The organism is Streptomyces sp. NPDC051664 (genome assembly GCF_044453545.1).
In the GTDB taxonomy this organism is placed as follows: Bacteria; Actinomycetota; Actinomycetes; order Streptomycetales; family Streptomycetaceae; genus Streptomyces.
This window is the reverse complement of record NZ_JBITCU010000002.1, coordinates 317,838-331,934: the sequence shown is the minus strand read 5'-3', so window position 1 is coordinate 331,934 and position 14,097 is coordinate 317,838. Positions and strand designations below refer to the sequence as shown.

Annotated in this window: 14 protein-coding genes; 6 read left to right on the top strand and 8 right to left on the bottom strand. The window is 68.5% G+C overall.

Annotated features, from left to right (window positions below; all coding sequences use genetic code 11):
- Positions 1 to 112: 112 nt before the first annotated feature.
- The 3 genes from ACIA8E_RS04795 (at position 113) to ACIA8E_RS04785 (ending at position 3,307) form a co-directional block, all read left to right on the top strand.
- Positions 113 to 835 carry a BBE domain-containing protein gene (locus ACIA8E_RS04795; RefSeq protein ID WP_399294551.1) on the top strand — a complete coding sequence of 241 codons (723 nt, stop codon included), beginning with the start codon at positions 113 to 115 and terminating at the stop codon, positions 833 to 835.
- A 666-nt stretch (positions 836 to 1,501) separates the two neighbouring features.
- A complete protein-coding gene (locus ACIA8E_RS04790; protein WP_399294548.1) occupies positions 1,502 to 2,434 on the top strand; it encodes an LLM class F420-dependent oxidoreductase in 933 nt (310 codons plus the stop codon).
- A 105-nt stretch (positions 2,435 to 2,539) separates the two neighbouring features.
- Positions 2,540 to 3,307: an SDR family NAD(P)-dependent oxidoreductase gene (locus ACIA8E_RS04785; protein WP_399294546.1), complete on the top strand. Its 768-nt coding sequence runs from the start codon at positions 2,540 to 2,542 to the stop codon at positions 3,305 to 3,307.
- Between the two features lie 226 nt (positions 3,308 to 3,533).
- On the opposite strand, the gene ACIA8E_RS04780 is transcribed toward ACIA8E_RS04785, so the two are convergent.
- The 3 genes from ACIA8E_RS04780 to ACIA8E_RS04770 all read right to left on the bottom strand — a co-directional run bounded on the left by ACIA8E_RS04780 (position 3,534) and on the right by ACIA8E_RS04770 (position 5,550).
- Positions 3,534 to 4,469, bottom strand: a complete 936-nt coding sequence (locus ACIA8E_RS04780) for a hypothetical protein (protein ID WP_399294543.1) — start codon at positions 4,467 to 4,469, stop codon at positions 3,534 to 3,536.
- 107 nt (positions 4,470 to 4,576) lie between these two features.
- The gene (locus tag ACIA8E_RS04775) at positions 4,577 to 5,179 is read right to left on the bottom strand and encodes a hypothetical protein (protein WP_399294541.1); all 603 of its coding nucleotides are present in this window, start codon (positions 5,177 to 5,179) and stop codon (positions 4,577 to 4,579) included.
- Positions 5,176 to 5,550 carry a hypothetical protein gene (locus ACIA8E_RS04770; RefSeq protein WP_399295086.1) on the bottom strand — a complete coding sequence of 125 codons (375 nt, stop codon included), beginning with the start codon at positions 5,548 to 5,550 and terminating at the stop codon, positions 5,176 to 5,178. Before ACIA8E_RS04770 ends, ACIA8E_RS04775 begins: the two co-directional genes overlap by 4 nt.
- A 377-nt stretch (positions 5,551 to 5,927) precedes the next feature.
- On the opposite strand from ACIA8E_RS04770, the gene ACIA8E_RS04765 reads away from it, so the two are divergent.
- On the top strand, positions 5,928 to 6,440 hold the full coding sequence (locus ACIA8E_RS04765) for a CBS domain-containing protein (RefSeq protein WP_399294538.1): 513 nt from the start codon (positions 5,928 to 5,930) through the stop codon (positions 6,438 to 6,440).
- Positions 6,437 to 7,555 (top strand): acetate/propionate family kinase, encoded by a 1,119-nt coding sequence (locus ACIA8E_RS04760; RefSeq protein ID WP_399294535.1) that lies wholly within the window; start codon positions 6,437 to 6,439, stop codon positions 7,553 to 7,555. Before ACIA8E_RS04765 ends, ACIA8E_RS04760 begins: the two co-directional genes overlap by 4 nt.
- Positions 7,556 to 7,926: 371 nt before the next feature.
- On the opposite strand, the gene ACIA8E_RS04755 is transcribed toward ACIA8E_RS04760, so the two are convergent.
- Both ACIA8E_RS04755 and ACIA8E_RS04750 read right to left on the bottom strand, forming a co-directional pair.
- The gene (locus tag ACIA8E_RS04755; protein ID WP_399294532.1) at positions 7,927 to 9,537 is read right to left on the bottom strand and encodes an IS1182 family transposase; all 1,611 of its coding nucleotides are present in this window, start codon (positions 9,535 to 9,537) and stop codon (positions 7,927 to 7,929) included.
- Between the two features lie 191 nt (positions 9,538 to 9,728).
- The gene (locus ACIA8E_RS04750; protein WP_399294529.1) at positions 9,729 to 9,914 is read right to left on the bottom strand and encodes a hypothetical protein; all 186 of its coding nucleotides are present in this window, start codon (positions 9,912 to 9,914) and stop codon (positions 9,729 to 9,731) included.
- 286 nt (positions 9,915 to 10,200) lie between these two features.
- Between ACIA8E_RS04750 and ACIA8E_RS04745 the strand changes: the two genes are divergently transcribed.
- Entirely contained in the window at positions 10,201 to 10,374 is a 174-nt protein-coding gene (locus ACIA8E_RS04745) for a hypothetical protein (protein WP_399294526.1), read from the top strand.
- Between the two features lie 317 nt (positions 10,375 to 10,691).
- Here ACIA8E_RS04745 and ACIA8E_RS04740 read toward each other — a convergent pair whose 3' ends face one another.
- The 3 genes from ACIA8E_RS04740 to ACIA8E_RS04730 form a co-directional block, all read right to left on the bottom strand.
- On the bottom strand, positions 10,692 to 10,967 hold the full coding sequence (locus ACIA8E_RS04740; protein WP_399294523.1) for a GntR family transcriptional regulator: 276 nt from the start codon (positions 10,965 to 10,967) through the stop codon (positions 10,692 to 10,694).
- A 40-nt stretch (positions 10,968 to 11,007) separates the two neighbouring features.
- Positions 11,008 to 12,978 (bottom strand): SpoIIE family protein phosphatase, encoded by a 1,971-nt coding sequence (locus ACIA8E_RS04735; RefSeq protein WP_399294520.1) that lies wholly within the window; start codon positions 12,976 to 12,978, stop codon positions 11,008 to 11,010.
- Between the two features lie 568 nt (positions 12,979 to 13,546).
- Positions 13,547 to 13,753 carry a hypothetical protein gene (locus ACIA8E_RS04730; RefSeq protein ID WP_399294517.1) on the bottom strand — a complete coding sequence of 69 codons (207 nt, stop codon included), beginning with the start codon at positions 13,751 to 13,753 and terminating at the stop codon, positions 13,547 to 13,549.
- Between the last annotated feature and the right edge of the window lie 344 nt (positions 13,754 to 14,097).

The following is a 14,097-nucleotide window of genomic DNA, read 5'->3' as shown; positions in this document are numbered from 1 at the left end:
TGGGCACTGCGAGGCGGCAAGGGCAATTTCGGCGTGGTCACCTCTGTCGACCTCGAGGCGTTCCCGGTGGCACGGTTCTACGGCGGGGGGGTTGTGGTACCGGGGCGAGCAGATGGCCGACGTGCTGCACACCTGGCGCCAGTGGGTCGACGATCTGCCGGAGGAGATGTCCTCCTCGGTCGCCGTCCAACGGCTTCCCGGCCGGCCCGAGCTTCCGGAGCCGCTGCGCGGAGCCTTCGTGGTGCATCTGCGGATCGGCTCCCTCGGCGAGGCCGAGGACGCCGAGCGGCTGATGGCTCCGTTCCGGAACCTGGCGACGCCGCTCTTCGACACGATCCGGGACAGGCCGTACTCGACGATGGCCGAGATGCACCTGGACCCCACCGACCCGCTGGCCTACTACGACCAGACCACCTGCATGCGCGAGCTGCCCGAGGAGGCCGTGGACATGCTGGTGGAGCTCGCCGGACCGGACTCGCGGTGCCCGCTCGGCAACGTGGAGGTCCGCGCCCTCGGCGGAGCATTCGACCGTGAGCCTGCCGTGCCCAACGCCGTGTCGACCCGAGGCATCCCCTTCGTCGCGTTCGGCTTCGGCGTGGGCGGTCCCGAGCAGCGCGAAACGATGCGGGGCCACCTCGGCCGTGTCATGGACGCACTGGCGCCCTGGGCGGCCGACCGGAACATGGTGAACTTCATGTCCGGTGACGAGGCGACAACGCCCGAAGGGGTGCGCCAGGCCTACGGCGCCGACCGCTACGAACGCCTGGCGCGGGTGAAGCGCACCTACGATCCCTCCAACATGTTCCGGATGAACCACAACATCCGGCCCCTGTGACGCTGCGCGGGCCGTAACAGCACACTCTCGCCGCGTTCTCGGCTTCGGGGGCACTGGTTCGCCGAAAGGCGCAACCCCTGCGCTGCTTTATCTGTCGGCAAGGGGGCGGCCTACTTCAGCTGCCCAGCCGTCGCAGCGGGTGACAGGAGCGTCCCGCCCGCAGCCCAATGCGCGGCTGACACCTCCTGACATCGACCCTGTCGGACGAGCGCGGCAGCCCTACGGTCACGTGCCGCTCACCGGCCCCGTGACCCTGCGCGCCTGGGCCGAGAGCGTCCCCTGCGAGGCGGCCGACACCCTGCGCCGGCGTTACCCCACCTGGAGATCACCTCCGAGGACCCACGCGGTACTGCACCACGGCGCTGGCCCCATCGCGGTCGTCCCGCACGCGTGACCCCACGCCACCCGACCGTCGAAGTCAGCGGCCCCCTCATGCCGACACACGCCAGCGCACCTGATGTCTACGACTTCACCGACGGCGCCCCAGGGAAGCTGTTTCGATCCTTCCACCCGAGCCGATCAGGGCATCGTGAGCCTCCGGCCGACCTGCTCGATCTCTCAGGCCGGCCGCGGGGAAACATCGAGCGCGCCGTGTGGGCGCGCGCATGTCCTGCAGATGGGGGTGCAACGGCTGCGGTCAGTGGGGCGACGGGGGACGATCGGGCCATGGCCATACAGCTCGGACTCGGAGTACCGCAGATGAAGTGGTGCGACCTGTCGCGCGATCCGGCGCGGGTGGCACGGGCGGCGGAACAGATTGGTTACGACAGCCTGTGGGTGTTCGAGCGGGCGCTGTTCCCGCTGCGGCCCCAGCAGGGTGTGTACGGAGTGCCCGGGCTGGCCTGGCCGGAAGCGTACCGCTCGGTGGCCCATCCTTTGGTGGTGCTTCCGCTCGTGGCGGCGGCGACAGAGCGGGTCCGGCTGGGCAGTAGCGTGCTGATCGCGCCGCTCCATGTGCCGTTCCAGCTCGCCCGCGCCCTTGCGACGCTCGATGCGGCCAGCGGCGGCCGGGTGGTCGCAGGGCTGGGAACGGGCTGGTCGCGGGACGAGTACGCGGCGGCCGGGTTCGCCTCGTTCGAGGAGCGCGGGGCGGTGCTGGACGAGCTGCTGGATGTCTGTGCGGCGGTGTGGGGACCAGATCCCGTGTCATATCAGGGCCGGTACACCGTGATCAACGAGGCCGAGGTCGGACCCAAGCCCGCGCGCCCCATCCCCGTCTACTTGGCGGCAGGCGGTGGAAAGGCACTGGATCGGGTGGCCCGCCGTGCCGACGGCTGGCTGCCGGCCGGCATCCCAGCGGAGCAGGTCGCGTCCCAGTGGCGCGAGATCACGCAGCGGGCCGCGTCGTACGGGCGCGAAGCGGGCGCCCTGCAGATGTGCGGGAGGGCGAACATCACTCTCACCGATGCCCCGGTCAGCGGGGCCGAGCGGCAGCTGTTCGTGGGCACGGTCGAGCAGATCGTGGAGGACGTGGCCGGCTATGCGGCCGCGGGCGTCGGCGAAATGCTGCTCGACCTGCAGGCCAACGTCCGTGACAGCAACGAACTCACCGACCTGGCGGCCCGGATGTACGAAGACATCCGCAAAGCAGGGATCTAGCAGACCACCCTCCCCCGGCCCGCGACTGACACCTCGATCCACCCGACAATGCTCGACGCCTCACGCCTGCCTCACCCCTGTGAGGCCCTACCGAAGGTCCACCTCGTGCCAGCTCCTGTTGTCCTCATCACCGGCGCGCTGACCGGCATCGGCCGCGCCACGGCCCTCGCCTACGCCCGCCAGGGTGCGGACGTCGTGGCCTCCGGACGCCACCAGGACGCCGGCGACGCACTCGCCGAGGAGCTCGAAAACAGCGGCGGGCGCGCTCTGTTCGTGAGGACCGACGTGCGCTACGACACCGAGGTCCGGAATCTGGTCGACCGCGCGGTGGAACGCTTCGGGCGCCTGGATATCGCCTTCAACAACGCCGGCACCGAGGGCAAGCTCACCCCGGTCACCGAGGTGACCGACGAGGATTACCAGGCCACCTTCGACACCAACGTCAAGGGCACGCTCCTCAGCCTGAAGCACGAGTTCCGAGCCATGCAGGCGCAAGGCGGCGGCAGCATCATCAACGTCAGCTCCACCTACGGATTGATGGGCTACCCCGACCTCAGCCTGTACGTGGGCAGCAAGCACGCCGTCATCGGAATCACCAAGGCCGCCGCCTTGGAGGGCGCCAAGCACGGTATCCGCGTCAACGCCGTGGCCCCCGGCTACACGCAGACCTCAATGTACGAACGCGCCACTGGCACCGGCGCCATCCGGGACGCGATCAACTCCGTACTCCCCATGGGCCGGCCCGGCACCCCGGAGGAGATCGCCGCGGCCGTCCAGTATCTCGGCTCCGACAAGGCCGGTTACGTCACCGGCCAGACCCTCACCCTGGATGGCGGCCTGATGGCCGGCTGGCCTCTCTTCCCCGACTCCTGATGCCTCCCCGCCCATGGCCAGCCTTCGGCGGGCCGGCCCACGTGGGTACTGAAACGGAACGAGAGCGTGCTGTCGAGACCCGTTCGGCCGTCACACGGGCCGGACGTGGGCATCCACGCAGACCTTGATCGTCGCCTCCGGAGCCCACCGGTACGAAGCGGCGTGATCTACCTGAAGCGGTAGAGGAGGCCGAAGACGATGACGAGCAGCATGATCCCGCCGACAATCAACTGTTCCCGAAGACGTCGGTACGGAAGTGGTCACAGCCCACGCACCGGAACCGGATCGGGCAGCTCTGCCCGCCAGCCGCGACGATCGAGGGCTCCTGGCAGACGCCGTAGGGGACACTGACTTCGCCGATCGCCCGGCGGACGTGCTCGGAGTCCAGCAGCGACTGGGCCTTACGCCAGACGCGAGTGCCGTTGCGGTCGAACTGCAAGGCGATCACCCGGTCCACGGCCTCACGCCGCCGCTCCTGGCTGACCCGGTAGTAGTTCTGGGCGGTCTTGAGATCGGAGTGGTCCATCAGCTCCATCAGCACGTCCGGAGCCACACCAGCGTCCGCCTGCCGCTGGGCATAGCTGTGCCGGTAGGCGTAGGGGAAGTTCCGGCTCTTGTCGAAGGGCAGCAGGCGGGTGACCGCCTGCCGGTTCTCCTCCACGGTGGTGGGGACCAGGAAGTCGGGCAGCGCGTCGACCCAGGTGCGGTGGCCTTCGCCGATGGAGTGGATCGCCTTGGTGCCGTGCGGGTTCGCGCGCATGCTGGGCAGCAGCTTCAGCTCGCCGACGGGAGTGTCGGGAAACATTCCACGCACCCGCTGCTGCTGGGTGGTGATGACGCCCGCGGTGGCCTTGCCGATCGGAAGCCGCCGGCCCCTCCGGTAGGACTTGTGGTTGTCGTAGACCAGGACCAGGGAGCCGTCGGGGTCCTGCCCCAGGCAGCCCAGGGGCAGGTCCCGGATCTCCTCGGGGCGCCGGCCGGTGTCCATCAGCAGTTCGGTGCCCACGCGGACCTCGCGGCTGGTGAGCTGCTCCAACTCGTCGAGGCGGTCGCACAGCTGACGCATGACCGCGTCGGGCAGGTCCTTGCCCGCCTCGGTGTCCTCGGGCTCGTCCGGGGTGTCTTCCCGCTGCAGGCGGAAGTCGGTCGGCAAGCCCGCCATCGGCTGTCCCGGATGTGTCAGTCCCAAGGTGCGGATACGCCTCAGCACAAGCGCGACGTTGCGTACGGCCTTGCTGCGCGTATGGGCGGTGATCTTCCCGGTCTCGGTCAGGAACGCGAGCCGGTTGCAGAAGGCGACGATGTCCCCCGGTGCAGATCCGGCGGGTGGACCCCGCCGTCCTCACGCTGCAGGCGCAGGCTCTCCGACAGCAGGTTCATCGCCGTCACGTACGGCTGGACCGCGCCGCCGGGCCGTTTGCCCCGGCGGCGCGGCAGGTCGTCGTACGCCCAGTGCTTGACCGCCTCCCGCAGCGTCGGCTGCGAGATCCGAGTGAAGTCCAGCGCGCCGGTCTGTCCCGTGAAGATCCTCAGATCCCACACGTCCTTGCGGCGCTCCAACTCGGGCGTCGCCCCGAGCCAGTCCAGCCACATCAGCATCGTGCGCACCACGCCGTCCGTGGACTTCACGCGCGAGAGCGTGGCCAACACGTCCGGATCGGCGAGCACCTCCAGGGTCGGTGTCTGCATCTGCCGCAGCCGGTCGCACAGAGGCCGCAGGAAGTGGTCCCACGTCCTGACGCCTGCCTCGGTGCGGGCCTGAAGCCCGTAGAGGACCTCCGCGACGACCCGGTCCGGCAGTCCCCGCAGACACAGCTCTCGGTCGGCGTTGATGGCCGAGGTCGTGCGCCGCCACACTTCCTCGTCACTCACTTCACCGCGCTTGCGGGCGTGCTCAGCCGCAGTGAGTGTGCCTGGTAGTAGCGCGAGGTGTCGTAGTCGCGCAGCCGGTAGCAGACTTCCACTTCGCACTGCCCCGTGCTCGCGCGCGGGATGACTGCGGGGTGGCCGAGGAAGTCCTCCATGCTCAGCTTCAGGGTGTCGACCCGATGGCGGTGGTGCGGATCGCACAGTGCCACCTGGGCCGACTTGGCGGGCCGTCCGCAGCGTGGCACCTGGCACATCTCCTGTCGCATGCCCACCAGGCCACCGACGGTCTCGGTGCGCAGTGCACGCGCGAGGGCCTGACGCTCGGGCAGAGGTAGCAGGCCCAGGAAGTAGGAACGCGAGCGAACATCAGACATGGCGGGAGCCTCCGGGGCGTCGACGGAAAGGGGCACACGGCCCCACGGACGCCGACCAGACTTCGTTTCCGAGTGTCGCGGTCACCGGATGGCAAACACCGCTGTCCGCCCGGAGGTCATAGAAACGGCCGACCAGTCCCTACCTGTCGCTGCCGCGTCGCGCAGCATGGGCGTCGCGTCCCGCCGGCGGCCGGCGCAGCACTGCGAGCAGGGCCGCCAGACGGTCGGTGACCGTGTACGGCCAGTCTGCTGGTGAAGACAGTCGCGAGAGCCAATGGATGGAACTCCCCCGAGGCCAGGCCACGCGGTCCCTGGTCACGGGTACACGAGCTGGGAAAGTCCAACAGTCCTGCCGGTGTGCAGCTTGAAGGAGGATCATGGTCCAGCAGGTTCGCGAGGTCATGACGGAAGATCCCGTCGTCGTGTCGTCGCTGACGTCCGTGGTGAACGTTGCCCAGCTGATGCGGCACAAGGACATTGGTGCCGTCCTCGTAGTCGCTGACGATCGGTTGCGTGGCCTCGTCGCCGACCGGGAGCGACTTGTCCATCGAGCGCGATACCGGTTCAGCCCTGGGCGACATCAGCGCTCCCAGGCCAGACGAGTCCACGATGACCTCGGAGTCACCTGCCCCCTGGACCCCGGTAAGGGATGGACCCCTGCAACGGATCAGGACGGCGGTGAACGCCCGGCCAATGGTGAATTACGACCTCCTCGTGAGCAACGGCGTATCTCGGCACGACCCGGCCGTTACCGCGCTGGGCCGTGTGCGCGGACGCTCCACCGTCACCGGCGACCTGGCCGTCGCCTACCGCACCATCGTGATCGGCTGCGCGAGGCGATCCGCCGCACCGATCCTGCCGAGACCACGAAGCGAAAGTGGCAGCTGTGAACGGCCCTGACATCATCGTCGTCGACGCTGGCTCTTCCAGCCTGCACCTGACGGTTCTGGGTGCCGACGGCCGCGAACGAGCCGCGAGGCACCTCACCGAGCCACCCGGCCCGGAGACCGCCGACACGATCGAGGACTTCCTGCGCGACGCGCCCCCGGTCGGGGCGACCGGGCACCGCCTCGTTCACGGCGGACCGCACCTGCTGCGCCCTACCATCGTCGACGACGACGTACGCGCCGAGCTCGACCGTACGGCACGGCTCGCCCCGCTGCACATGCCCGCGGCCCTCACCGCCCTGGACGCGACCCGCGCTTTGCTGCCCGACGTGCCGCACGTCGTGTGTCTGGACACCGCCTTCCACGCCGACCTGCCACCCGCCGCCCGCACCTACGCGGTGCCTCGCGAGTGGACCGAGCGGTACGGTCTGCGCCGGTACGGGTTTCACGGCCTGTCCTACGCGTGGGCCCTGCAGCGGGCGGCCGGGCTGATCGGGCGTCCGGCCGGCTCCCTGCACGTCGTCCTGGCGCACTTGGGAGGCGGCTGCTCGGTCTGCGCGGTGCGCGACGGGCGCAGCGTCGACACCACCATGGGCTTCACCCCGTTGGAGGGCCTGGTGATGAGCAAGCGCAGCGGGAGCGTCGACCCGGGTCTGCTGCTCTGGCTCCAGACATCGGCAGGCCTGACGGCCGCGCGGATCGAGGACGCTCTCAATCACGAGTCCGGCCTCCTCGGCCTGTCCGGCATGTCCGGGGACACCCGGGACCTCGTCCGCGCAGGCGCCCGGGGGGACAGTATGGCGACCTTCGCGCTGGACGTGTTCGCGCTTGGCGTGCGGCGCGGCATCGCGAGTGTCGCCGCCTCCCTCGACCGGATCGACGCGCTCGTGTTTACAGGCGAGATCGGCGAAGACCAGCCGGAGGTACGCGAAGCGGTCTGTTCGGGCTTGGGTGTCCTGGGCATCACCGGCGGGCTGACGGAGGGAAACCCGCCGGACGGCGCCGTCGTCAGTCCGCGTGGCGCGGCCGTGCCCGTCCTGGTGATCCCGACAGGCGAAACCCAGCAGGTGGCAGCGGAAACGCGCGACACCCTCACGAGGCGGGCTGAGGACCGATAGCAGTGCAACACAGAGGTTGGGCCTGCCACGTTTGACCGTCAGCAGCGCCCCAGCCGCACCATCCACCGCTCGACCGGATCGAAGCCGTTCCGGCGCGAGGCTCAGAACGCAGACGGTTGCTCGACCAGCTGACCATTGAGCTGGTACGGCACGTAGACGATGTGGGGCTCGCTCGTTGGGCTGGTCATGGGGTGGGGTATGTGGAGTTGGATTGTTCCGTGACGGGCTGTGGGAAATCGCGAGGTCGTTGATCCCCGAGGACCGGGTGTGGACGCAGGGCGGTGGAGCCCAGAACACGCCTGGGGCGAACCTCAAACTCACCACATAGGACACCGTCTTTAGCTTGACTCTGTCGGTGATCTTGGACGGGGTCAGGTGCCGAGGGTGCGCCAGGACTTTGGTCGAGGTAACCCCTGCTGGTCCAGGAAGGTCTGGAAGGCAGTCGGCCGTCTCGGTGAGGAGGCATCCTCGGTCGCTGACCGGCTGCTGAGTCGTTCGATGTTCACGGCGATGGCTGTGAGTACGTGTTGCAGGTGGGCTTTTGGTTGTCCTCGGTAGCGGCACCGGCGCATGCCGTGTCCGTGGGCGAACTCGTTGATGGTGCCCTCGACTCCGGAGCGGACCGCGTAGCGGGCCTTCCAGTCGGGTGTCTGCTGCTCAGCACGGACTCGGAGTTGCAGGTCGCGGAGTTCGCGTGGCGGGAAGCCCACGGTTCGGGCGCTGTCTGCGGTGGTGGTGCAGTGGGTGCGAGCCGGGCAGGGGCGGCACTGGCTCTTGGTGAACCGGGCCACGATCAGCGGTGCCGCGGTGGGTGAGGAGGTCGGGTAGGGGCCGTGCCAGCCCGCGCTGACCTGGCCCTGGGGGCAGGTGACCTGTCGGCGGTCGAAGTCGATGTGGAAGTCGTCCCGGTCGAAGCCTTCATTCTTGCGGTGCTGGCGGGTGGGGTTGCCTGGCAGTGGCCCGGTGACAGTGATCTGGTGTTCGCGGGCGGCTCGTTCCACGTGGACCAGGGAGGTGTAGCCGCCGTCGACCAGGTGTTCGGCGGGCAGCAACCCCCGACGGGCCAGGCGGGTGTGGATGCCGGGCAGGGCCTGGCCGTCGTTGGTGGCGGCCGAGGTGGTGGCCACGTCGGTGATGACGTTGGCGCTGCCGGTGGTGCACGTCTCGGTGAGATGAGCGGCGAAGCCCTTCCAGCGGATGATGTGCCCGTGACGGACGTAGCGTGCCGTGGTGTCGTAGGGAGAGACGATCACCAACGAGGAGGGTGGCAGTCCGCCGTCCTCCTTGGTGCGCCAGCTCAGGCGTCCTGCCGCGTCGCGGCAGTAGTTCTGCACGATGATCTGCCGCAGCGCCCCGACCGCTGGGCCGGTTCGGTAGCTGGAACTGTCCTGGTTGAGGCGCTCCAACAGCTGGCAGGCGTCGTTGCCTGCGGCCAGGATCCGGGTCTTGGGCCGGGTGAGGTTCTTGCCCAGGCGGACTGGGCGGCCGTAGCGGCGTCCCCATTCCTCGTCGACCAGGCCGACAAGCAGGTGTCCGGCTGTGCGGGCTACTTCTTCGAGCGAGGCACGGACCGCCTCGGTGACGAGTTCCAACCGGGTCAGGTCGCGCACCGCGGCCACGACATGGGTGGAGTCGGTGCGCTGCGTAGTGCGCTCGCTTACCAGCCCTGCCTCTTTCAGGCGGGCGAGTGCCAGGTCGAGGAGGCGGTCGGCCCTGCCGTCTTCGGTGAGGCGCTCGCGGAAGTCGGCGAGCACGCTGTGGTGGAAGCCAGGATCGTCCAGCTCCAAGGCCATGGCGTACTTGAAATCGATGCGGCAGCGGACTGCCTCCGCTGCCTGCCGGTCCGACATGCCCATCAAGAACTGCAGAACGCAGACGGTGGCCAGTTGGGCCGGCGAGAGCCCGGGGCGTCCGTCACGCGGGTACCAGCCCGCGAAATCCTCGTCGCACCACAGCCCGTCCAGCCGGTCTCTCACCCACATCGCCGTCGTACCGCCCGGGTTGCTTTTCCGTGCGATTTGCGCGGTCAGAGAAGGGACTTGCTCACCGGAACGGGGGCGGAGCGACAACGGACACCTCGGTAGCTGCATCGGCCTTCGGAACAGCCCCGAGCATGCCCGCTGATCACGCTGACGCACTGGAAAACTCCAAGATCACCGACAGAGTCAAGCTTTTAGACGGCGAGCAGCCCGGCGAGCGTCAAAGCCGCCACCGCAGAGAAGACCCGCAGCTTCCTCCAGACCGGTCCCGAAGCCTGGCGGGTCAGCTCCCAGATGCCCACCAGACCGCCACCAAGGCCCAGCACGCTCCGCAGCAGGAGGGAGGCGACCTCCCACATCTCCCTGCGAAGAACGGACATATCGGCTGGGCTGGGAGGTGCGATCAACCGGGCACGCCCTGATCGGATGACAAACCGCGAGAGCGGTGGGCGGCACGGGCTCGTAGCCCCGTCCGTCGCAGAGGAAGCTCCAGAGGACGTCGACGCGGTGGCGGGCGAGGCGTCATCCATTCGGCCCGTAGTGATTGCCGTAGGGCGGAGTTGAGGGTGGGCTGTCAGTGCGCCCGCCGATTGTCGCCGGCGCCAGGAGCGGCCCGCCGAAGGGCGGGGCGACCCCCACCGACCCACACGAGAGTTGGAGATTTCCATGCCTTACCGCAAGGGACAGCACGTGGAGTACCGGGACCAGCAGGACGAGCTTCAGCGGGGCGAGATCCGCAGTACTGAGGGCAGTGGGGCGCAGGCTCGCTACGCCGTCCAGAACGAGGCGACCCTGCGCGAAGACAAGGTCAGCGAGAACCAGATCGAGCGGGAGCTGTAGTAACGCCCCTGCCGACACAGTCGCCGTTGCACCGAACCAAAAGTGCAACGGCGGCTACTGGATGTCCCGCGACGGCGAACGTTGAGCAGTGCCACTGTGTCCGCTCAGGTCTTCAGGCGGTCGGCTCCCGGCTGGGTGTCGCGGCGGCGAGGCCCCGGCCTGTCGCAGGACGGGGCGCAGCGGCGGTCTCCGCTACTCCGGGATTCGCGGGAATGTCGCCGACCGCGACCTGGCACAGGTAGTACCGGTACGCGGAGCCCCTCCTCACTTGCTTGAACGTCATCATGCAACCCAGCACAGCACCTAAAAAGCGCTGGTCAGGGGCCTGTTTCAAAGGCGCCCGCCCGGCGGGAGAAAACCCCCTCGGTGACGAAGCTGCCCCGCCGGCGGTGGCGCTCCACCAACCCGGCTTGCGCCAGCTCGGTCAGCGCTCGCTGCGCGGTAGCGCCGCCGACCGAGTACTGCTGCTGTAGCTCGGCCTCGGTGGGAAGCCGACTGCCAAGCTCGCCAGAGCGTCCCCCTACCCTTCCCTGGCTATCCAGCCGGCTTTTGGCTGAGTCATCGAGAACACACCGCTCGGCGAATGAGCCCAAGGGGTGGTCTTGCAGCCGGGTCGTGAGGACGCGGGGGCAGTCATATGCGTCGGATGACCAGCACGGCCACGTCGTCGAGGTGGTCCACCGCGACCGCGGCGTCGAGGATGCGGTCGGCGGTCTCCTCGGCGTTGAGTCCGTCGTGGAGGGCCGCTCCGGCCAGTGTTCCGGCTCGCTCCAGTCCGGCTTCCAGTGTGAGGCCCGGTCCTTCGACCACGCCGTCGGTGACCATGACCAGCGCGCTGTCCTCGTCCAGGGTGAAGGTCTCCTCACGGTACTCGGTGCCGGGCACGACTCCCAGGACCGGCCCGCCCCGCAGTTCACGGATGCGGTGGCCGCCGTCGTCGCGCGCGCACAGCACCGGCACATGGCCGGCGCTGGCGCCGGTGACCTGTCCGTCGCCCGGGTCGATATGCAGCATGGTGCAGCTGGCGAAACGTGCCGCCTCCATCGTGACGAGCAGCTCGTTGGTGCGCGTCAGCACGGTTGCGGGATCCGGTTCCTGGGCGGCGATCGCACGCATGGACAAGCGCACCAGTCCCATCAAGGCGGCGGCGTCCACATCGTGCCCCTGGGCGTCGCCGATCTCCAGTGCGATCGCGCCGTCGGACATCACGAAGGCGTCGTACCAGTCTCCGCAGATATCCAGCCCGTGCCGGCTCGGCCGGTAGCGGGCGGCGACCTCCAGGCCCGTGAGGTGCTCGGGCAGCGTGGGGAGCATGGTCTTCTGCAGCGCCGTGGCCAGCTCGACTCGTGCCGCTTGCGACTTGACGCGCCTCAGCGCCTGGCCCGCCAGGTCGGCCAAAGTACCCATGAGGGTCCGCTCATCCAGGGACGGCCGGTGTCCGCTGCCGTAGAACACCATCCACGCCCCGAGTGGCTGATTGCCGGTCTCGCTGAGAGGGGTGATGGAGGTGGCGTAGTCGAAGCCGAGCCGGGCGAGCCACTGAAATCCGACCCCATGCGGCCAACGGCGCATGTAATCCTCCCGGTCGGGGATGAAATGCTGCTTTCCGGTGCGGATCGCCTCGGGCAGCGGGCTCGGCATGTCCAGCCGCAGGCCGTGCAGGGCTTCGACCTCCCACATGGCTATTCCGGCATCGGTGGAGACGCGCAGGCGGTCTTCGTCGACGAGTGCGAGCAGGGCGCCGCTGGCACCGAAGGTTGCGGCGAGCCGGGTAAGGACGACCTGCTGAAGTTCCTGCTTCGTGGCTGCGGTGATCAAAGCGGAGGAGAAGTCAGCGATGTCTTTGGCGCGCTGTCGCTCGGCAGTCAGTGCGGCCTGCGCCTTCTCCTTGTGCTTCGCCTGCTTGGTGTCGTCGCGGACCACCCCGAAGATCCGCTCGGGGCCGCCATACCCCAACTGGATCCGCCGGGTCTGAGCAGCCAATTGGTGCCAGCCGTCGTCCTGGGTCAGGTACCGCACCCTCACCCAAGGGGACGGGGCGGAGGTCGAGCGCACGAGCTGCCGCAATGCCTCCCGGTCGTCAGAGTGCACTGCCGAGATCACTCTGGAAAGGGACGCAGTAAAATCCGGGAAGAGCGCGGCCACGACGGGTGCGCCACCGATCCACTCCAGCTGGTGCTCATGAGGTGAATACATCCACAGGCCGAGGTTGGCGGCCTTGGTGGCCATCCGGAACGGGATCAGTAGGCTCGCCAGGTCGTTCCCCACATCCAGCGCGTGCACCCAGACCCGCTGCTCGTCACCGACGGGATCCTTGACCTGCCGCGCCTCGATCAAGCAGGCAACGGGTGGTGCTCCGCCTCGCCCGGGGAACTCAAGCACCCGCATCGCGACCGTCTTCGTCCTGGCGGCGTGGGCCACGAGACTGTCGGCCGACATCCGCTGGTTTGCGGGCCACAGATCACCGAAGTCATCTTCCAGGCACTGCTCCGCCGGCCTGCCCAGCACCGTGGCCATCGCAGCGTTGAGGCTGCAAATGACACCGTCCAGCGTCAAAAGAGCCGCCGGGTCAGGCCCTCGAAGGAGTTCGTCCGAGGCGTCCATCTGTGACTCCCTGGCATATACCCAAACAGCCTCTTGAGACATTTTTGCGCATTTTGCCGCGATGTGTCGGTAAAGGGTGTGTGGCTGGCCAGCTACGTCGCGTGACGACGCAGGGGTTAGGCAGCCGCCCGCGAAGAGGAGTCGACATCTGTGGATCGGTAAACGGCGGCCATAGCAGTCGCGCCGAAGCCTTCAAGGGACGCTACAGGCCATGGGCCATTGCTGGGATCGCTTGCCGCGGGCGCTGCGCCGGCCCGCCGCGATGGCGGAGGAGTGGACCAGGAGCCGGCGCACCCGAGGCACGGGATCCCTCATGCGGGGCCCAGCCAGGGCGTGGACACACCCGGTGGACCTGCCGCTCACCGGCAAATTTGCCCGCGTCCTGGTCGGGCACCTCGCAGTGAAGATCCGCGTAGAACTCGTCAAGCGCCCCCGACGCCAGCCAGGCCGTCCACGCTGAGTGACGACCGATCCCCGCTGTTCAGCCGTCCATGCCAATACATTAATGAGCTTCTGAAGGCGGCGTCCGCTGGTCTGTTGGTCGTGACTTGCTGCCAGGTCTGCCCAGCTAGTGCTGCCACCGCGTGGCGTGCACCCGCATCCCCTTATGCGGCGATCCACTGGTGCGGCCGGCCGCCGCTCCCCCGGACGAGGCCGGGCCGTCGAGCAGCTGGTGGCCGTCGTCGAGCCCGGCGTGGCGCAAGAACTCGGCGACGAGGTCGCTGTCGTCGCACCTGATCGTGACGCTCAACCCGATCGCCGAGGGTTGGGCCATCTCGCTTTGGCTCCGCCCCGCGGTACCCCTGCACAACCCCAAGTGATGATCGCGGCACCGCGAGGGCGTCAAGTGGCGCGAGCGCGCACGTCCAATATATTACGTTTTGCGGCACGGTCATGTAACTGGCGGCAATCCCGGCGCTGGTTGGGGTGCCGCACGCGGTCGCGCGGCTTGTGCCGGGGCCGGCTCACGGAGTCCGATCGCGGCGGCACCGTACGGTTTGCCGCCTGGATCCTTGCCTGAGGGGAACCATGGCTGACGAGATATCCGCGACCCTGGAGGAAGGGTGGAGCGGCGAAGGGTGCCCGGCGAGTGCGTTTGCCCGGCGGTCCTTTCTGCAC